General features: G+C 68.4%; 15 protein-coding genes. 5 read left to right on the top strand and 10 right to left on the bottom strand.

Features of this window, described 5'->3' with window-relative positions; translation table 11 throughout:
• Window positions 1-44 precede the first annotated feature (44 nt).
• Together AC3WTD_RS13655 and AC3WTD_RS13650 are read left to right on the top strand one after the other, a co-directional pair.
• On the top strand, window positions 45-983 hold the full coding sequence (locus AC3WTD_RS13655; RefSeq protein WP_492614089.1) for a glycosyltransferase family 2 protein: 939 nt from the start codon (window positions 45-47) through the stop codon (window positions 981-983).
• A gap of 95 nt (window positions 984-1078) precedes the next feature.
• A complete protein-coding gene (locus AC3WTD_RS13650; protein ID WP_027492820.1) occupies window positions 1079-1507 on the top strand; it encodes a CBS domain-containing protein in 429 nt (142 codons plus the stop codon).
• A 40-nt stretch (window positions 1508-1547) separates the two neighbouring features.
• Here the strand turns inward: AC3WTD_RS13650 and AC3WTD_RS13645 are convergent, their stop codons facing one another.
• Window positions 1548-2855: an NTP/NDP exchange transporter gene (locus AC3WTD_RS13645; protein WP_492614088.1), complete on the bottom strand. Its 1308-nt coding sequence runs from the start codon at window positions 2853-2855 to the stop codon at window positions 1548-1550.
• A gap of 69 nt (window positions 2856-2924) precedes the next feature.
• On the opposite strand from AC3WTD_RS13645, the gene AC3WTD_RS13640 reads away from it, so the two are divergent.
• Window positions 2925-4523: a GMC family oxidoreductase gene (locus AC3WTD_RS13640; RefSeq protein ID WP_027492818.1), complete on the top strand. Its 1599-nt coding sequence runs from the start codon at window positions 2925-2927 to the stop codon at window positions 4521-4523.
• 112 nt (window positions 4524-4635) lie between these two features.
• On the opposite strand, the gene AC3WTD_RS13635 is transcribed toward AC3WTD_RS13640, so the two are convergent.
• Window positions 4636-6519, bottom strand: coding sequence for a M48 family metallopeptidase (locus AC3WTD_RS13635; RefSeq protein WP_492614087.1), 1884 nt, complete (start codon window positions 6517-6519; stop codon window positions 4636-4638).
• A gap of 44 nt (window positions 6520-6563) precedes the next feature.
• Complete coding sequence (locus AC3WTD_RS13630) at window positions 6564-7151, bottom strand: LemA family protein (protein ID WP_492614086.1); 588 nt, start codon at window positions 7149-7151, stop codon at window positions 6564-6566.
• Window positions 7152-7208: 57 nt separating this feature from the next.
• On the opposite strand from AC3WTD_RS13630, the gene AC3WTD_RS13625 reads away from it, so the two are divergent.
• Window positions 7209-8528, top strand: coding sequence for a serine hydrolase domain-containing protein (locus AC3WTD_RS13625; RefSeq protein ID WP_492614085.1), 1320 nt, complete (start codon window positions 7209-7211; stop codon window positions 8526-8528).
• Between the two features lie 72 nt (window positions 8529-8600).
• Here AC3WTD_RS13625 and AC3WTD_RS13620 read toward each other — a convergent pair whose 3' ends face one another.
• The 7 genes from AC3WTD_RS13620 to AC3WTD_RS13590 form a co-directional block, all read right to left on the bottom strand.
• Window positions 8601-9629, bottom strand: coding sequence for an energy transducer TonB (locus tag AC3WTD_RS13620; RefSeq protein ID WP_492614084.1), 1029 nt, complete (start codon window positions 9627-9629; stop codon window positions 8601-8603).
• Between the two features lie 327 nt (window positions 9630-9956).
• Window positions 9957-10490 (bottom strand): met regulon transcriptional regulator MetJ, encoded by a 534-nt coding sequence (metJ, locus tag AC3WTD_RS13615; protein ID WP_027492813.1) that lies wholly within the window; start codon window positions 10488-10490, stop codon window positions 9957-9959.
• Window positions 10491-11099: 609 nt separating this feature from the next.
• Window positions 11100-11495 (bottom strand): glycine cleavage system protein GcvH, encoded by a 396-nt coding sequence (gene gcvH, locus AC3WTD_RS13610; RefSeq protein ID WP_492614083.1) that lies wholly within the window; start codon window positions 11493-11495, stop codon window positions 11100-11102.
• Window positions 11496-11586: 91 nt separating this feature from the next.
• Window positions 11587-12687 (bottom strand): glycine cleavage system aminomethyltransferase GcvT, encoded by a 1101-nt coding sequence (gcvT, locus tag AC3WTD_RS13605; protein ID WP_492614082.1) that lies wholly within the window; start codon window positions 12685-12687, stop codon window positions 11587-11589.
• 88 nt (window positions 12688-12775) lie between these two features.
• Window positions 12776-14653: an adenylyl-sulfate kinase gene (gene cysC, locus AC3WTD_RS13600; RefSeq protein ID WP_492614081.1), complete on the bottom strand. Its 1878-nt coding sequence runs from the start codon at window positions 14651-14653 to the stop codon at window positions 12776-12778.
• The gene (cysD, locus tag AC3WTD_RS13595; RefSeq protein WP_492614080.1) at window positions 14653-15570 is read right to left on the bottom strand and encodes a sulfate adenylyltransferase subunit CysD; all 918 of its coding nucleotides are present in this window, start codon (window positions 15568-15570) and stop codon (window positions 14653-14655) included. Before cysD ends, cysC begins: the two co-directional genes overlap by 1 nt.
• A 415-nt stretch (window positions 15571-15985) precedes the next feature.
• A complete protein-coding gene (locus AC3WTD_RS13590; RefSeq protein WP_492614079.1) occupies window positions 15986-17383 on the bottom strand; it encodes an amidase in 1398 nt (465 codons plus the stop codon).
• A 168-nt stretch (window positions 17384-17551) separates the two neighbouring features.
• Between AC3WTD_RS13590 and AC3WTD_RS13585 the strand changes: the two genes are divergently transcribed.
• On the top strand, window positions 17552-19159 hold the full coding sequence (locus AC3WTD_RS13585) for an electron transfer flavoprotein-ubiquinone oxidoreductase (protein ID WP_492614078.1): 1608 nt from the start codon (window positions 17552-17554) through the stop codon (window positions 19157-19159).
• Window positions 19160-19301: the final 142 nt, after the last annotated feature.

The raw sequence follows: 19301 nt of genomic DNA, 5'->3' as shown, positions 1-19301 counted from the left end.
CAGCCAGTTGGTTAGCATGACGCCGACTTCCGCAGGTTCCACCCATGCCGCAGCTCACCGTCGTCGTTCCCGCCTACAACGAATCGGCCGTGCTGCGGTCGTTCCACGAGCGCCTGTGCAAGGTGCTGGACGGCCTGCCGCTGGCGTGTGACGTGCTCTACGTCGACGACGGCAGCCACGACGACACCTGGTCGATCATCGAGTCGCTGGTCGCCGCCGATCCGCGCACCGGTGCGCTGAAGCTGTCGCGTAACTTCGGCAAGGAGGCGGCGCTGACCGCCGGACTCGACGCCGTGCGCGCCGATGCCGCGGTGGTGATCGATGCCGACCTGCAGGACCCGCCCGAACTGATTCCCGCCCTGGTCGAGCAATGGCAGGCCGGCTACGACGTGGTCTACGCCACGCGCAGCGCGCGCGAGGGCGAGAGCGGTTTCAAGCGCCTCACCGCGGCGGCGTTCTACCGCAGCATGGAGCGCCTGTCCGACACCGCGATCCCGCGCGACACCGGCGACTTCCGCCTGCTCTCGCGCCGGGCGCTGGACGCGCTGCAGCAGTTGCGCGAACGGCAGCGCTTCATGAAAGGCCTGTTCAGCTGGATCGGCTACCGGCAGACCGCCGTGCACTACCAGCGCGAACCGCGCCAGGCCGGCACCACCAAGTGGAACTACTGGCGGCTGGGCCAGCTGGCGATCGAGGGAATCACCTCGTTCTCCACCGCGCCGCTGCGGCTGGCCACCTGGGTCGGGCTGGCCGCGGCCGGGGTGTCCTTCGCCTACGGCGCCTTCGTGCTGCTCAAGGCCCTGCTCTACGGCGACCCGGTGCGCGGCTACCCCACCCTGATCCTGGTGGTCCTGTTCCTCGGCGGGGTGCAGTTGCTGGCGCTCGGCGTGATCGGCGAATACCTCGGCCGCAACTACGCCGAGAGCAAGCAGCGGCCGCTGTATTTCATCGAGGAACGACGCCCGCCACGCACGCCGCGCTGAACCCGGCAGGGCTTCACAACTTCGCTACACGCCAGCCCGGCCGCGGCGCTAGACTCATTGCGGGCGGCCCGTCCGGGCCGATGGGAGAGTCCAGCATGAGCCAGGTCAAGCATCTGCTGCAGGGCAAGGGCAACGCGGTCTACAGCATCGCGCCGGAAGCGCCGGTACTCGATGCGATCAAGCACATGGCCGAGCATCGGATCGGCGCGCTGCTGGTGATGCGCGGCGAGCAGCTGGTCGGCGTGATGTCCGAACGCGACTACGCGCGCAAGGTGATCCTGCAGGGCCGCTCCTCGTCGCGGACCGCCGTGTCCGACATCATGAGCGGCACCCCGCTGACCGTGAGTCCGGACACCGACGTGTTCGACTGCATGCGCCTGTGCACCGACAGCCGCATCCGCCACCTGCCGGTGGTGCAGGGCGGCAAGGTGGTCGGGGTGATCTCGATCGGCGATCTGGTCAAGGCGGTGATCGACGCGCAGGCCGAGCAGATCGAGCACCTGCAGCGTTACATCACGAGCTGAGATTCGGGATTCGGGATTCGGGATTCGGGAAAGCATCGGCTCAAACCGGTGCTTGCGTATCCTTGTCCGCTGGCGCACGGTCGTCCGGCGTCAGATCCGGCGACCAGCCGGCACGCCGCGCCACCACGGTCGCCAGCGCGGCGACGCCGGTACCGGCCAGGGCCAGGCCGGCCACGCCCCAGCCCAGCAGGCGCAGGCCGCTCACCGCGCTGGTCACCACCAGGTCGCCGAAGCGCCACACCGCGGTCTCCACGAAGTTCTTGCCCTTGTAACGCGTCTCGCGCGGCACCCGCGTGTACAGCGCGTCCACCGCCGGCTTGGTCATGCCGTAGGCGAAGCCGCGCGTGATCACCTGCATCACGGCCAGCAGCGGCACGCTGTAGCTGAAGAACGCGAAACTCCCGCCACCGATCAGCGCCACCCCGGCCAGCAAGGCCAGATTCACCAGCGATGGGACGACCAATCCCCAGCCCGCGCCGCAACGCACCAGCAGCCACGGCGTCACGCTCAATTGCAACACCGCACCGAGCAGGTTGGTGGCCAGGTCGAGGTCGTTGTAGAACGCCGTGCGCGACACTGCGTCGGCAAAGTGCGCCTTGGCATAATCGGCCACCAGCGCATAGGCCAGCGTGCCGATGCCGTCGCCGAACAGCATCAGCAGGGCCATGTAGCGCAGGAACGGACGCGACCACAGCTCCCTGATGCCGGCCCACAACGAACCGCCGATGGCCTCATCACCATGACCGCCCGGTTGGCGTTCATGGTTCGTCGAAAGCCGCAGCAACAAGGCCAGCGACAGCGACAATGCCAGCGCCGAGACCAGCAGCAGCGGCGCCACCCCGATCGTCCGCACCAGCAGCTTGGTCACCAGCGGCCCGAACAACGCCCCGCCCATGCCGCCGAGCGCAATCAGCGAGAACACTCGCCGCGCCTGCCCGCTGGAGAAGATGTCCGCCATGAAGCTCCAGAACAGCGACACCACGAACAGGTTGAACACGCTGACCCAGACGAAGAACAGCACACCCAGCTCGCGCGCGCCGATGCGCTCCTGCGCCATGAATGCGGGCACGAACGCGAGCAGACAGACGATGAAGAAGCCGTAGCTCCAGGCCAGCAGCGGCCGGCGCCGGAAACGCGCCACCAGCATGCCGAACAGCGGCGTCAGCAGCAGCATCACCACGAACACCGCGCCGTAGAACAGCGGCAGCGACTGCGAACCGACCGCCCCGCTCAGCTGGTCCCGGACCGGCCGGATGATGTAGTACGAGGTCATCACGAAGAAGAACGCCAGCGCGGACAGCGCCGGCGCAGCGGCTTGTTCCACTGGCGATGAACGGGGCAAACTCACGGGGGCATCCGGCGTGGGGCGCGGCAAGCCTAGCACGCGGCCACATCGAGCCAGCCAAGCGGGGACGTCTTGAAAAACTTCGACTACATCATCGTCGGCGCCGGCTCGGCCGGCTGCGTGCTGGCCAACCGGCTAAGTACCGACCCGGGCAAGCGCGTGCTGCTGCTGGAAGCCGGCCCCGCCGACTGGAACCCGCTGATCCACCTGCCCGCCGGCATCGCGCGGCTGGCCACCAACCGCGCACTCAACTGGAACTACCGCACCGAACCGGAGCCGACGCTCGGCCAGCGCCGCCTGTGGTGGCCGCGCGGCAGGACGCTCGGCGGTTCCAGCTCGATCAATGCGATGTGCTACGTGCGCGGCGTGGCGGCCGACTACGACGGCTGGGCCGAGGCCAGCGGCGACCCGCGCTGGTCGTGGCGCGAGGTACTGCCGTGGTTCCTGCGCAGCGAGGACAACAGCCGCGGCCCCAGCGCGCTGCACGGCGTCGGCGGCCCACTGGGCGTCGCCGATCTGCGCCACCACAACGTGCTGTCGGAAGCGTTGCTCGACGCGGCCGCGAGCGCCGGGTTCGCGCGCAACGACGACTTCAACGGCGAACCGCAAGCCGGCTTCGGGCTGTACCAGGTGACCCAGCGCGACGGCGCCCGCTGCTCCAGCGCCACCGCCTTCCTGAAGCCGGCGCGCCGGCGCGCAAACCTGCACGTGCGCACGCACGCGCTGGTCGAGCGCGTACTGCTCGAGCACGGCCGCGCGATCGGCGTGCAGCTGCGCCGCGGCCAGCACGGCGCCGAGCGGATCGAGGCGGGCGAGGTGATCCTCGCCGGCGGCGCGATCAATTCGCCGCAGCTGCTGATGTTGTCCGGCATCGGCCCGGCCGACCACCTGCGCAAGCACGGCATCGCCGTGCTCGCCGACCTGCCCGAGGTCGGCGCCAACCTGCAGGATCACCTGGACGTCTGCACGCTCGACGGCAACCCGAACCGGGTCAGCTACGACCACCTCAACGAGCTGGCTGCCGGCTGGCGCTGGCTGCGCCACCGCGACGGACCGGGCAGCTCCAACGTGGCCGAAGCCGGCGGCTTCGTGCGCAGCCGCCACGCCGCGGACGCGCGCTGCGACCTGCAGTTCCATTTCGTGCCCGCGCTGCTCGACGACCACGGCCGCCATCGCCTGCCCGGCTACGGCTACACCCTGCACGCCTGCTACCTGCATCCGCGCAGCCGCGGCCGGCTGCGCCTGCACTCGGCCGACCCGGCGCAACCGATCGCGATCCACGCCGGTTACCTGAGCGATCCGGAAGGCCACGACCTGAAGCTGATGATCGAGGCCGCACGGCTGTCGCGCGAGATCCTCGACCAGGCCGCGTTCGCGCCGTACCGCGGCGCGCCGGTGTTCCCCGAGCGGCGCATCACCAGCGATGCCGAGTACGCCGACTTCATCCGGCGCAAGGCGGAAACCATCTACCACCCGGTCGGCACCTGCCGCATGGGCCGCGACGGGCGCGCGGTTGTCGACAGCGAGCTGCGCGTGCGCGGCGTGACCGGCTTGCGCGTGGTGGATGCCTCGATCATGCCGAGCCTGCCGACCGGCAACACCAACGCACCCACGATCATGATCGCCGAACGCGCGAGCGCGTTGATCCTCGACGAAGGACGAACCCTGTAGGAGCGCACCCCCGGATCGAGTCCGGGGCAGGCTCTGTGCGCGATGCTTTCCGTCACGTGACCAAGAGCATCGCGCGCGACCGAAGGAAGTCCCTTGTGGACAAGGCGCGCTCCTACAAAGGCAGCGGGGAATGCAGGCTGGCGCAGATCACCCGCAGCAGTTCCACCTCCTCCACGCTGACCTGGCCGTCGGCGCGGATCGCGCGCAGCAAGGCCTGGATCACCCGTTCCTTGGCCATCGGGCTCAGGCCGTCCAGATCGTCCAGCGCGCGCTCGAACGGCGCCTGCCAGGCCGCCGGCGGCGGCGTCCACTCGATGGCCTCGCCGGGGAACGCCTGCTGCATCGCGAACAGCCATGCGCGCCTTGCGCCGGCCTCGTCCGAGCAACCGGCCGCGGCGACGATGGTGCACACCAGGACCACGCTGTCGCGCACAGCCGGGAGCTTTTTCACGCCATCGACCGGCGCGCGGCGCGGCGCGCGCGCCTCGCTCAGCTGAATGCGCAGCAGCCGCGCCAGGCAGTACTCGTTGATGTCGACCCGGCCGTCCACCTTGACCAGGTCGTCGAGCGCGTGCAGCAAAGTCTGCTGGCGTCCGTCAGGCAGTTGCCTGAGTGCAGGAAACGCCAGCGAGACCAGCGGCAGACGCGCAACCGGCGTCAATGCGGCCAGGGTGGAAGCCTGCGCCTGCACGGCGCGCTGCACGTCGTCGCCAAAGGCATCGGCGACGATCCGGCGCTGCGCCGGCTGCAGCTCTGCCTCCAATGACAGCGCCAGCGCCAGCATCACCGTCAGTGCGGACTCGGGCTGCTGCACGGCTACGCTCAGGCTCGGCGGTATCGCCTGCTGCACGGCCGCGGCACGCTGGAACGCTGGCGCAGCCGCGGCAACGCCGCCGGCCAGCACGCCCGTCGGTATCGGTGGCAACGGCAAGCCCGGCATGCCGGAGGCGGCGGCCGCGGCGTTCGCCCGCACAGGCGGTGGCGACGCCGCTTCGCGCGGCATTCCTGCCGCCATGCGGGTCAGGTCAGCCTCGTTGAAGCCAGGCTCCAATGCGCGGATGCGCTCGAGCAGGGGCGGATGAGTGGCGAACAACGCGTTGAACCGCCCGGCTTCGCCGAACAGCATGTGCGCCACCTCCTGCCGGTTCGCCACCTGCAAGGCGGAGCCCTCGACGTCGATCGCGATCTTCTTCAGCGCGCCGGCGAGACCGTCGGTCTGGCGGGTGAACTGCACCGCCGAGGCATCCGCCAACGCTTCGCGCGAACGCGCCACCGCGGCCTGGATCAAGCGCGCGAAGAAATAGCCGATGTAGCCGACCACCATCAGCGCCACACCGATCAGCAGCACCTGGCTGCCGCCGCGACGACTGCCGCGGCCGCCGAACTGCAGCAGCCTGCGCCCCGCCACCGCCAGCACCAGGATGCCGAACAGCAGGCCCATCAGGCGGATGTTGAGCCGCATGTCGCCGTTCAACACGTGGCTGAACTCGTGCGCGAGCACGCCCTGCAACTCGTCGCGGCTGAGCTTGTCCAGGCAGCCCCGGGTCACGCACACCGCCGCGTCGGAGCCGGAGTAGCCGGCGGCGAACGCGTTGATGCCTGCTTCGTCGGCCATCAGGTAGATGTCCGGCACCGGCACGCCGGAGGCGATCGCGACTTCCTCGATCACGTTGCGCAGCCGGCGCAGCTGCGGGTCGCCGGTGTCCGGCGGCACCGCCACCGCGCCGACGCTTCCGGCCACGGCCTTGCCGCCGCCGGACAGGCTCATGCTGCGGAACAGCGAACCCAACCCGATCCCGACGACCACCGCGGCGCTGCTGACCAACAGCAGCGGCAGGTTCGACGCCGCCGGCTCGCCGTCGGCCGGATAGCGGCCAAAGGCAAGCCACACCGCCGCGTCGATCGCCGCCACGATCGCCGCCACGGCCAGTGCGAACAGCAGCACCAGCCGCCGGCTGCTGCTGCGTACGCGCGCCTGTTGCGCAAAGAAATCCATGCAAGCTCCCGGAGTGCGCCGCGGCGCGCGCCGCGACGCCGCGATCAGCCGAAGGAAACCTTCGGCGCGTCGCGCACGGCCGGGTTGTCGATCGCCAGCGGTTCGGCGGCGGCGAAGCCTAAGCCGTTCGCCACCAGCGCGGCGGGAAAGACCTCGCGCCGGTTGTTGTAGGTCAGCACCGCATCGTTATAGGCCTGGCGCGCGAATGCCACCCGGTTTTCCGTGGAGGTCAGCTCTTCGGAGAGCTGCATCATGGTCTGGTTCGCCTTCAGGTCGGGGTACGCTTCCTGCAGCGCAAACAAATGCCCCAGGGTCTGGGTCAGGGCATTTTCGCTGCTGGCCAGCTGCTGCATCGCGGCCGGGTCGCCCGGGTTGGCCTTCGCACCGGCCAGCCCGCTGACCGCCGCGTTGCGCGCCTGCACCACCGCCTCGAGCGTGCCGCGCTCGTGCGCCAGGTAGCCTTTGGCGGTCTCCACCAGGTTCGGAATCAGGTCGTGGCGCCGGCTGAGCTGCACGTCGATCTGCGCAAACGCGTTCTTGTAGCCGTTGCGCGAAGTGACCAGTCCGTTGTAGATCGCCACGAAGTACAAGACAATCAGAACGATGACTATCAGAAAAATGATCAGGCCCATCGTCACGCTCCCCTTTCCCAAAGCGCATCCCCCGCGCCGGAACCACGCCAGAATACCATGCAGTTTCAGAACATCTTCCTGCTGATCGCCGGTGCGCTGGGGCTGGCTTGCACGCCGCTGCCCGCCGCCGCGTCGCTCGCCCCGCCGGCATCCGCCGCGCTGTCGACCAGCGTCGACAATGCGCCGCAGAAGCTGCCCGCGGCGCGCGTCAAGCAGACTCTCGCGGACTACCAGCACTGGCTGGACCGCCTCGCCCAGCGCGATGCCGTGGCCGGCCTGGCCACGGCGGTGGTGATCGACGACAAGGTGGTGTTCGAAGGCACCGTCGGCTATGCCGATGCCGCCACCAAGCAGCCGATCAAACCGGAAACCGTGTTCCGCCTCGCCTCGCTGTCCAAGGCGTTCGCCACCGCCATTGCCGGCCTGCTGGTCGACGACGGCAAGCTGGACTGGGACACCAAGCTGGTCGACGTGCTGCCGTACTTCAAGCTGAAGGACATGCAGGCCGCCTCGCAGGCCACCGTCGGCGACATCCTGGGGCAGCGGCTGGGCCTGCCGCGCAACACCTACGACAACATGCTCGAAGGCGACACTTCGTACGAAGAGCTAGTGCGCAAGCTGGACGAGGTCAGCATGGTCTGCGGCGTGGGCCAGTGCTACGGCTACCAGAACGTCGCCTTCAGCATGATCGGCGACGTGGTGCTCGCGCGCACCGGCGACTTCTTCTATCGCCAGGTCGACAAGCGCATCTTCTATCCGCTGGGCATGACCACGGCCAGCTACGGTCGCGCCGCGCTGGAATCGAGCAAGAGCTGGGCGCGTCCGCACCGCGCCACCAGCCGGGGCTGGGTGCCGTTCGATCCGAACGAGACCTACTACCGGGTTGCGCCGGCGGCCGGCGTCAACGCCAGCCTGCGCGACATGGAAAAGTGGCTGATCGCGCAGATGGGCGGCCGCCCGGACGTGCTGCCCACCGCGCTGCTGGACACGCTGCACAAGCCCGGCGTCGCCACTCCCAGCGAACTGCATGCCACGCCCTGGCGCCGCGAGCGGCTGAGCGGCGCGTACTACGGGCTCGGCTGGCGGGTGTACGAATACGGCGGCGAAACGCTGATCTACCACGCCGGCGCCGTCGCCGGCTACCGCACCATGATCGGCTTCTTCCCGAAGTACCGCACCGGCGTGGTCACCCTGTGGAACTCCACCGGCCCCATGCCAAGCGGACTGATGCCGATGGTGTTCGACGACCTGCTGGGCCTGCCGCACGTCGACTGGGCCAATCTCGACAGCGCCGCCAAACCGGCAGTGCAACCGCGCGCAAAGGCAAAGGCCAGGACCAAACCACGCACGCATCGCCGCATGCCGCGGCAGCGCTGAGTAGCCTTGCCCGAAGAAAAAGGCGGCGCATGCGAAACATGCGCCGCCCGGCCTGTTGCGCTTACGCCACGATCAGAGCTTGAACTCGATTCGCTGCTGCTTGACGCTGGAAACCGCCACGCCGTCCTTCATCGCCGGATTGAAGCGGTAACGCTCCACCGCGTCGACCGCGGCACGGTCGAAGACATGCCGCGGCTGCGACTCGACCACCTTCACGTCGCTGGTCGTGCCGTCGGGATCGACCGTGAACGACACCACCACCCAGCCTTCCTGGCGGGCACGCATCGCGGCCGTGGGGTAGCGCGCGGGTGCGCCCTTCACCAGCACCGCCGCCGTGGTCCCGCCAGCCGCATTGCTGCCGCTGTCCGCCGCCGCGGTGGCGTTGCCGCCGGTCGCCGCCGGTGCCGAACCGGACTGCTGCGCCGCGCGCGACTGTTCCGTCTTCTGCTGTGCGGCCAACTGGACCTTCTGCTGCTCGGCCAGCTGCTCTGCCGCCTGCTTCTCCGCGGCGGCCTTCTGGGCGGCCAACTGCGCGGTCTTCTCCTGACCGACGGCGAGCTGCTGCTGCTTGTCCTGCGTCTTGCGCTGGGCATCCAGCTTGGAGCGCAGGATGGTCAGGGTGAAGTTGGCCGGATCGGCCTTCGCCAGCAGCTCGATCTGCCGCTGCGCCTCGCCGAGGTCACGCGAGTTGATCGCCTGCTCGGCCGAGTTGGCCGCGAACGGGAACGTCTCGCGCAACGCATCGGAAGCCACCTTGTTGCCGGGGTCCTTTTCCAGCACGCGCAGGTAGAACTCGAAGGCGTTGTTGCCGGTCGGCGCCAGGTAGCGCTGCTCGTTCATGGCGGTACGCGCCTCGGCCAGCAGCTGGTTGAGATCCATCGCCGCCACGTTGGCCGGCGGCGGCGCCGCCTGCGTCGCGGTGGAAACCGGCGTGGACGGATGGCCGCCCGCGTCGGCCATGATCAGGTCCTGATGCGGCTTGATGATCAGGAACCACGCGCCCACGGCGAGCAGGACAAAAATGGCGATGATGGCAATGACCAGCGGCCGAACGGCCCCACGCGCACGCCGGCGCGTATCGAGTATGTATCGGGTATCCATGGTCTCTCACTGAGTATCGACAGATACCCGCGCTTTTTCCCCCTGTCCATCCAGGAGCGGCGAATCCCCCGGATTCACCGCGGCGCGGATATGCAGAAGGTAACTCCAACGGCGCAGCACGGCAAATCATGCGCGCTGTCACGGCAACGGCCGGAAACCCGGTGCAGGCGAGCGTGACCGGACGCATCAGACGAGGATTTTCCCGCCCCTGAAACGAAGCGTCCCGGCCAGGCCGGGACGAAGGCTTCTCGAAGTGCTCTCCCCGCGCTGGGCACCGCGGGGAGAGAAGTCGATGGCTAATCTTATTGTGGGGTGTCGCGTGTCGCCTTACTTCTTCGCTTTGGTCTTCGCGGTCTTGGTGGCCTTCACCACCTTGGCCGGTGCAGCTTTCTTGGCGGCGGCCTTCTTCGGCGCAGCCTTCTTCGCAACCTTCTTCACCGCGGCTTTCTTGGCGGCCGCCGGCTTCTTGGCGGTGGCCTTCTTGGCCGACTTCCTGGCGGCAGCCTTCTTGGCGGCCGGCTTCTTGGCAACCGGCTTCTTGGCGGCGGCCTTCTTCACGGCGGGTTTCTTGGCGGCGGCCTTCTTGGCGGCCGGTTTCTTTACAGCGGATTTCTTGGCAGTGGCCATGGTTCGTCTCAGCTCCTCATCAGTTGGCAGTGGTTGCCCAGTAAAAGCGTGCAGGAACGCCTCGACCAACAAATCGCTGTTGGTGGCGTGCCGAAGATTGTTCACTTGGCGGTGGGTGCGCAAATCAGAAAGCCGCCGCAGCACGTGCAGCGGAATCGAGACGGTGATCTTGCGTACTGCGTTGGCCTTTTCACCGTGCTCGACATACGGCTTGATGTACTTCGTTGTCGCCATGAAAACCCATTCCCTGTGATCTGTTGCGAAAGCTATCCCCGAAGATTTCGGCTGTCAATTGATTTCAATCATCAAATCAACCCTTTTCCAACCATTCCAAATCGGCCCGAGGCCTTCCGCACCAAGGCTTGCGGGGTATCATGAGGATTAATCAAATAGACGTCTGGACGTCCATAGTATTTTCTTCAATAAATCGGCCTTACTCCCGAAACCGTTGGTACACAACGATTTCAAGGCCAATCCCCGCAGTGGTCATTGAAACGACCGCTACACGAAGCCTTCAGCACGAAGCACTTTCCGGGTCGCCGACAAGCTGCCTGCAGATGAACGGAACACGACCGGAAGCGGTCCGGTCCGCGTCCCGGCCAGGCGAAAAATATTTTTCGCGATCGCCCCGCCCGGGCTCGGGCGACGCGAACGGAAGGCGTGACATCGGCGGCGGCGACCTCGCGCAAGACGATCGCGCGAAGTCATCGCTGGCACCACCGCGTCGACGAGATGCGCTTGCGCAACGCCTGCCGCGCGCACCACGCGGGCACGGATCACTGCGACAAAACGACACCGGCCGCACTGGGCGGCCGGCAGGGTCGGGCATGCTCGCGCGCGACTTCAGTGGTCTTCGTTCTCGACCAGTTCCGCGTAGTCGTTGGCGTCGAGCAGCTCGTCGAGTTCGGCGCGGTCGCTGGGGCGCACCAGGAAGATCCAGCCTTCGCCGAAGGCGTCCTCGTTGATGGTCTCGGGCTTGTCGTTGAGCAGCTCGTTGACCGCGACGACCTCGCCGGACACCGGCGAGTAGATGTCCGAGGCGGCCTTCACCGATTCCACCACGGCGGCGCCGCTCCCCGCTTTCACGGCGGAGCCGACTTCCGGCAGCTCGACGTAGACCAGGTCGCCGAGCTGGTCCTGCGCGTGGTCGGAGATACCCACCCGGACCAGGCCGTCGTCTTCGGCGCGGGCCCACTCGTGGGACTTGAGGAATTTCAGATCGCCGGGAATCTCGCTCATGATCGGGGTCCAGTCGTTGGGTTGGGTCGGGTTGCCGGCGGTGATTCTAGCGATATCCGCCGGGGAAGAATGTACTGCGGCGCGATGCCGCTCAGATCCCTTCGCAGGGCTTGCCGTCGCGCACGAACGGGTATTTCACCAGGCGCACCGGCACTTCGCGGCCGCGGATGTCCACGCGGATGGCACCCGGCTCGCCGACGGGAATGCGCGCGAACGCCACCGCCTTGTCGAGGGTCGGTGCGAAGCTGCCGGAGAGGATCTCGCCCTCGCCGTTGGCGGTGAGCACCTTCTGGCCGTGGCGCAGCACGCCCTTCTCGTCCAGCACCAGGCCGACCATCACGCGCTTCACGCCGGCGGCCTTCTGCGCCTCCAGCACCTTGCGGCCGATGAAATCGCGCCCCTCGTCCAACGCGATGGTCCAGCCGAGGTTGGCTTCCCACGGCGACACGCTCTCGTCCATGTCCTGGCCGTACAGGTTCATGCCGGCCTCCAGCCGCAGCGTGTCGCGTGCGCCGAGTCCGGCCGGCTTCACGCCCGCGGCAACCAGCGCCTCCCACAACGCCACCGCATGCTCGGCCGGCACCATGATCTCGAAGCCGTCCTCGCCGGTATAGCCGGTGCGTGCCACGAACAGCGGCATGCCGTGTGGCCCCTGTGCCGCGGCGGCGGCGAACTTGCCCAGCTTCTCGATGCGCGGGCGATCCACCTCCTGCAGCAGGCCGAGCACCCTGGCGCGTGCATGCGGGCCCTGCACCGCGATCATGGCGAATTCGGGGCGCTCCTTCACCTCCACATCGAACGCCTTCGCCTGGCGTTCGATCCAGGCCAGGTCCTTGGCGCGGGTGGCGGCGTTCACCACCAGGCGGTAGAACTCGTCGCCCAGGAAGTACACGATCAGGTCGTCGATCACCCCGCCGCGCTCGTCCAGCATGCACGAGTACAGCGCCTTGCCGTGCACCTTCAGCTTGTCGATATTGTTGGCCAGCAGATGGCGCAGGAAGTCCTTCGTGCGCGCGCCGTGCAGGTCGACCACCGTCATGTGCGAGACGTCGAACATGCCGGCGTCACGGCGCACCGCGTGATGCTCCTCGATCTGCGAGCCGTAGTTGATCGGCATGTCCCAGCCGCCGAAGTCGACCATGCGCGCGCCGAGCGCACGGTGGGTGGCGTTGAGTACGGTTTTCTCGGTCATCGCGGCGGCGCCTTGCGGGGGAAAGTCCTGCATTATCGCCGCCGGCACCGGGCAATCCAACCCATGCGCGGCCGGTGCCGCTTTCGCTTCAGCCGTCGGCGTCGCCGTCGATGCCCACCAGCACCCGCGCCACCACCTGCTCGGCGAGCTGCTCGGCGCGCTGGCCGCCGCTCAGCAGGTGGAGCTCCGGCGCTTCGGGCCGCTCGTACGGCGCGTCGATGCCGGTGAAATTGCGGATCGTGCCGGCGCGCGCCTTGCGGTACAGGCCCTTCGGGTCGCGCCGCTCGCACTCTGCCAGCGGCGCGTCCACGAACACTTCCATGAACTCCGCCGCGGCGAACAGCTCGCGTGCCGAGCGCCGCTCGCTGCGGTACGGCGAGATCGCGCTGACCAGCACGATCAACCCCGCATCCACCATCAGGTGCGCCACCTCGGCGATGCGGCGGATGTTCTCCACACGGTCCTGCGGGGTGAAACCCAGGTCCTTGTTGATGCCGTGGCGCACGTTGTCGCCGTCGAGCAGATAGGTATGGCAGCCCAGCGCGTGCAGGCGGCGCTCGACCAGGTTCGCGATGGTGGACTTGCCGGCGCCGGACAGGCCGGTGAACCACAGGCACAGCGGCTGTTGCCCCTTGCTGGAGGCGCGCACGCCCTTGTCGATGTCGACGTGCTGCCAGTGCACGTTGGCCGAGCGACCCAGCGCGAAATCCAGCATGCCGCAAGCCACCGTGGCGTTGCTCTGGCGGTCGACCAGGATGAAGCCGCCGAGCGTGCGGTTGTCCGCGTACGCCTCGAACGCGACCTCCTCGTCCAGGCCTAGCGCGCAGTAGCCCACCTCGTTGAGCACCAGCTGCCGCGCGGCAAGTTTCGCCTGGCTGTTGACGTCCACCTTGTGCTTGATCGACATCACCCGCGCGTTGACGGTGCGCGTGCCGAGCTTCAGCCAGTAGGTGCGGTTCGGCAGCAGCGCGTTGTCGCCCAGCCACAGCAGGTGGCAGGCGAACTGGTCGGCCACCGGTGCCGGGTGCAGCGCGTCGGCGATCACGTCACCGCGGCTCGCGTCGATCTCGCGGTCCAGGCACAGCGTCACCGCCTGGCCGTCGCCAGCGCTGTCGAGATCACCGTCGGCGGTGACGATGCGCGCGATGTGCGCGCGCTGCACGCCGGGCTGTACCAGCACCTCGTCGCCCTTCGCCACGCGACCGCCGCAGATCGTGCCGGCGTAGCCGCGGAAGCTCTGGTCGGGCCGGTTCACCCATTGCACCGGCATGCGGAAATCGCCGGCACGCCGTGGCGCGACATCGGCCGACTCCAGTAGTTCGAGCAGGCTGGCGCCGGTGTACCAGGGCATCCGCGACGAACGCGTACCCACGTTGTCGCCGTCCGGCGCGATCACCGGCAGGCACGCCACCGCGGCGATGCCCAGCGACTGCGCCAGCGCCCGGTAGGCGTCGGTGATACCGCGGTAGACCGTCTCGTCGCAGTCGACCAGGTCCATCTTGTTCACCGCCAGCACCACCTGGCGGATGCCCAGCAGCGCACATATATATGTGTGGCGACGGGTCTGCGGCAGCAGGCCCTTGCGCGCGTCCACCAGCACCACCGCCAGCTCGGCGTTGGAAGCGCCGGTGGCCATGTTGCGGGTGTACTGCTCATGGCCGGGGCAGTCGGCCACGATGAAGCTGCGTCGCGCGGTGTGGAAGTAGCGCCAGGCGACGTCGATGGTGATGCCCTGCTCGCGCTCGGCGTCCAGGCCGTCGGTGAGCAGGGCGAAGTCCAGCGCGCCGCCGGCGTCGGCATGCAGCCGGCGGCTGTCGCGCGCCAGCGCGGCGAGCTGGTCCTCCGGCACCGTGCCGGCGTCGTACAGCAGGCGGCCGAGCAGGGTGCTCTTGCCGTCGTCCACGCTGCCGCAGGTGATGAAGCGCAACAGGCCGCGGCCCGCGTCGGTGGCGGTGGTGGCGGCCATCAGAAGTAGCCCTCCTGCTTCTTGCGCTCCATCGAGGCGCCGGGGTCGTGGTCGATCACCCGGCCCTGCCGCTCGGAGCTGCGCGAGTCGGCCATCTCGGCGATGATCTTGTCCAGCGTGTCGGCGGACGATTCCACCGCGCCGGTGAGCGGGTAGCAGCCCAGCGTGCGGAAGCGCACCAGGCGCGTTTCCACCGCCTCGCCCTCGCGCAGGGTGAAGCGCTCGTCGTCCACCATGATCAGCGCGCCGTCGCGCGCCACCACCGGGCGTGGCGCGGCGAAGTACAGCGGCACCACCGGGATGCCCTCGCGGCGGATGTACAGCCACACGTCCATCTCGGTCCAGTTGGACAGCGGAAACACCCGCACGCTCTCGCCCTGGCGGATCTGTGTGTTGTAGGTGTGCCAGAACTCCGGACGCTGGCGCTTCGGGTCCCAGCGGTGCTGGCCGTTGCGGAACGAGAACACGCGCTCCTTCGCGCGCGACTTCTCCTCGTCGCGGCGCGCGCCGCCGATCGCCGCATCGAAGCCGTGCCGGTCCAGCGCCTGCTTCAGCGCCTGCGTCTTCATCACGTCGGTATGCATAGTGGCGCCATGGACGAGCGGCGAGATGCCCTGGCGCACGCCCTCCTCATTGATGTGCACCAGCACCTGCACGTCGCCGGCCGCCGCCACCTGGTCGCGGAACGCGATCATCTCGCGGAACTTCCAGGTGGTGTCCACGTGCAGCAGCGGCATCGGCGGCTTGGCCGGGTGGAACGCCTTGCGCAGCAGGTGCAGCAGCACCGAGGAATCCTTACCGATCGAATACAGCATCACCGGATGGCGGAAGCTGGCCGCCACCTCACGGAAGATGTGGATGCTTTCCGCCTCCAGTTCGTCCAGATGCGAATGTGTCGGCGCGTTGTCTGTGCTCATGCGTGGAACCCAAGCTGGCCTTGCGCGGGCGCGCCATCGCGCGCCGGTCATCCGGCCATGTTACGCGATCGCCGGCGAGGTTCCGAAATAACCTGAGTGCGGCATGTCGCACGTGTATGGCATATGCCTTTCTATGAAATCTACGGGCAAGCCCGCCTCCTGAGATCATCAAACAACCGGCTTCTCGTTCGTCATCGCGGCGCAAGCCGGGATCCAGTGTCTCCAAGCCCTTGGGCATCCAAGGCGCTGGATGACTCGCTACGCTCGCCCCTTCGGGGCCAGCCTCCGGCTGTTCAACGCTCGCATAGCTCGCTTTTGTCCAGCTTGCGCTGGAATGACGGACGTTTGAGGTTTGCTCCTGCAGGCGTCCCGTTGCGCGGCCGGGTGGTGCAATCGGAGTTTTGCCGGGGTGCCCTCAGGCGATCGCTGGATACACCGGATCGGCATCCAGCGTGGCCGCGCACACCGCGGCCAGTTCCAGCAGGCGCAGGTCCGAGCCGCGGGCGCCGACCAGTTGCAGGCCCACCGGCATGCCGTTGGGCAGCATGCCCATCGGCAGGCTCACGGCGGGGCAGCCGGCGAGGCTGGCGAAACTGGTGAGGTCGGCCTGCGAATCGGGCACCTGGCCATCCAGCGGGAACGCGCCCTGCGGCGTGGTCGGCAGCACCAGCACGTCGACCTGGGCGAACAGCCGGCGCATCTTCAGCGTGGCCGCGTCGAGCACGCGGTCGGCCACCGCGTAGTCGGCCGCGCTCTTGCCGGCGGCGTAGCCGAGCAGGCGGCGGAAGCGTTCCGACACCGGGCGCCCGGCATCGGCCAGGTCCGCGGCGAAGGTGCCGAGCATCTCCGCCTCCATCAGGAGCAGGCCGGCGCGGCGGGTGCGCGCGAAATCCCAGTCGGCGAAGTCGACCGTGCGGCGGTCGCCCAGCGCATGCGGCAATTTCGCCAGCGCCGCCTCGAACACCTCGATCACCTCCGGCTGCACGCCGACCGTGGCCAGGTCGGGGATCAGGCCCGTGCGCAGGTTGCCCGGTTCCCAGTCCGGCGGCGCGAACGCCACCCGGCGCCGGCGCGAGCGCGCGTCGTCGGCGTCGTAGCCGGCCAGCACCTGCAGCAGCACGGTGAGGTCGTTGGCGCTGCGCGCCAGCAGGCCCACCGCATCCAGCCGGCGCGCCGCCGGCACCAGGCCGCGCGCGGAGATCTCGCCGTGGGTGGGCTTGAGCGCGTACACGCCGCAGTAGCTGGCCGGGATGCGGATCGAGCCCAGGCTGTCCGAGCCCACCGCCGCCGCGGCCAGGCCCGCGGCCACCGCCGCTGCCGCGCCGCCGGAGGAACCGCCGGCGGTGCAGCCGTGACGGTACGGGTTGTGGGTGGCGCCGAAGTGCGGGTTGTCGGTGACCGCGCCCAGCGCGCCCTCGTCCATGTTGGTCTTGCCCAGCAGCACCGCGCCGGAGGCGCGCAGCCGCGCCACCACGTGCGCGTCCTCCCGCACCGGCTTGCTGCGGCCGGGCAGGCCGACCCGGGTGGGCCAGCCGGCGATATCGAAGTTGTCCTTCAGCGCGATCGGAATGCCGTCCAGCCGGCCGATCACGCCGTCGCGGCGACGCCGCTCGGCCAGCTCCGCCTGATCCTGCAGCAGGCCCGAGCGCTGGTCCACATAGGCATGCAGCTGCGGATCGATCCGCTCGATCGCCTGCTGGTAGACGTCGGTCAGCGCCTGCGGCTGCACGCGGCCCACCGCCAGCCAATGCAGCAACTGGCACAGCGAGGCGCGGCGCAGGTCGAGATCGGCGATCGGCGACATGGAATTCATGAACGCTCCCTTGGGTTGGCCCGATTATCGCCGCCCCCGGTGAAGCGATTGCAAGCGGTAGCGCAGCACGCGTTGCCGCACGGCGCGCGAAAACGGACAATGGCGGCTCGACCCATACCCGTGCGCACGGCCACGCCTACGCCACCACCCAGCTTCAGGGAGTCCACCATGAGCGAACGCGAAACCATGGAATACGACGTCGTCGTGGTCGGCGCCGGTCCGGCCGGCCTGTCCTTCGCGATCCGCCTGAAGCAGATCAAGCCGGACGTGAGCGTGTGCGTGATCGAGAAGTCATCGACCATCGGCGCGCAGATCCTCTCCGGCGCGGTGATCGAGCCGCAGCCGCTGGACGCGCTGCTGCCCGGCTGGCGCGACAACCCGCCGCCGATCTGCGTGCCGGCCGGCAAGGACGAGTTCTACCTGCTCAGCAAGACCGGCGCGCGCAAGCTGCCGATGCCGCCGGGCATGCACAACACCGGCAACTTCATCGTCTCGCTGGGTGCGCTGTGCGCCTGGTTGGCGCCGCAGGCCGAGGCGCTGGGCGTGGACGTGTTCCCTGGCTTCGCCGCCGCCGACAACATCTACGACGAGAACGGTGCGGTCGCCGGCGTGCGCATCGGCGACATGGGCGTGGCGAAGGGCGGCTCGCACAAGGCCAACTACACCCAGGGCATCGACATCAAGGCCAAGGTCACCGTGCTGGCCGAGGGCGCACGCGGCAGCCTGACCAAACAACTGGTCAAGCGCTTCAAGCTGGACGAACAAAGCGACCCGCAAGGCTATTCCATCGGCATCAAGGAGCTGTGGCAGGTGCCCGCCGGCCGCGTCACGCCAGGCAAGATCGTGCACAGCTTCGGCTGGCCCGCCGACAACCGGACCTACGGCGGCGGCTTCCTCTACCACCTGGACGGCGACCGCATCGCGCTGGGCTATGTCAGCGGGCTCGATTACAGCGACCCCGAGTACAAGCCGTGGGAAGCGTTCCAGCAGTGGAAGCACCACCCGCTGATCAAGCCGCTGCTGGAAGATGGCAGCATTCTTTCGGCCGGCGCGCGCGCCATGGCCACCGGCGGCTACCAGTCGCTGCCCAGGGTGGAGATGCCCGGCGCGCTGCTGATCGGCGACACCGCCGGCCTGCTCAACGTGCCCAAGATCAAGGGCACCCACCAGGCGATCAGGAGCGGCATGCTCGCCGCCGAACATCTGGCCGGCAAGCTCGACAGCGCCGGCTTCGACGCAAAGCTGCGCAGTTCGGCGGTGATGGCCGAGCTGAAGAAAGTGCGCAACGTGAAACCCGGCTTCAAGAAAGGCCTGTGGTTCGGCATATTCAACGCCAGCTGGGAAACCGCCACCGCCGGCCTGTCGCCGTGGACACTGAAGAACAAGGCCGACTGGTCCAGCCTGCACAAGCTCGGCGAATACGAAGAGCCGAAGCGCGACTACGTGCAGCGCACGCTGCCCCCGCGCGACCGCCTGGCCGGCGTCTACTTCGCCGCCACCGAGTACGACGAGGACCAGCCCATCCACCTGCGCGTGGCCGACCCCGACATCTGCGCCACGAAGTGCGTCGAGGAATACGACAACCCGTGCACCCGCTTCTGCCCGGCCGCGGTCTACGAAATGGTGCCGGACGAAAGCGCCCCGCACGGCAAGCGCCTGCAGGTCAACGCCGCCAACTGCGTGCACTGCAAGACCTGCGACATCAAGGACCCGTACGAGATCATCACCTGGGTCACGCCGGAGGGTGGCTCGGGGCCGAATTACCAGAACCTCTGAGCTTGCGGCTGTCCATTGGCTCGCCCGATTGGCGACGACGCTTTTCCCTTCTCCCTCCGGCGACCGGTAAGTATCCCCCGGCAAAGCCGGGGGCTTTAGTTGTGTGAGCCGCTCAAAGCGGCTTGGGCGGGGTCGCTAACGC

The organism is Rhodanobacter sp. FW106-PBR-R2A-1-15, from assembly GCF_058789735.1.
The sequence above is the reverse complement of the archived record's forward strand: the minus strand, read 5'-3'. Positions and strand labels throughout refer to the sequence as shown.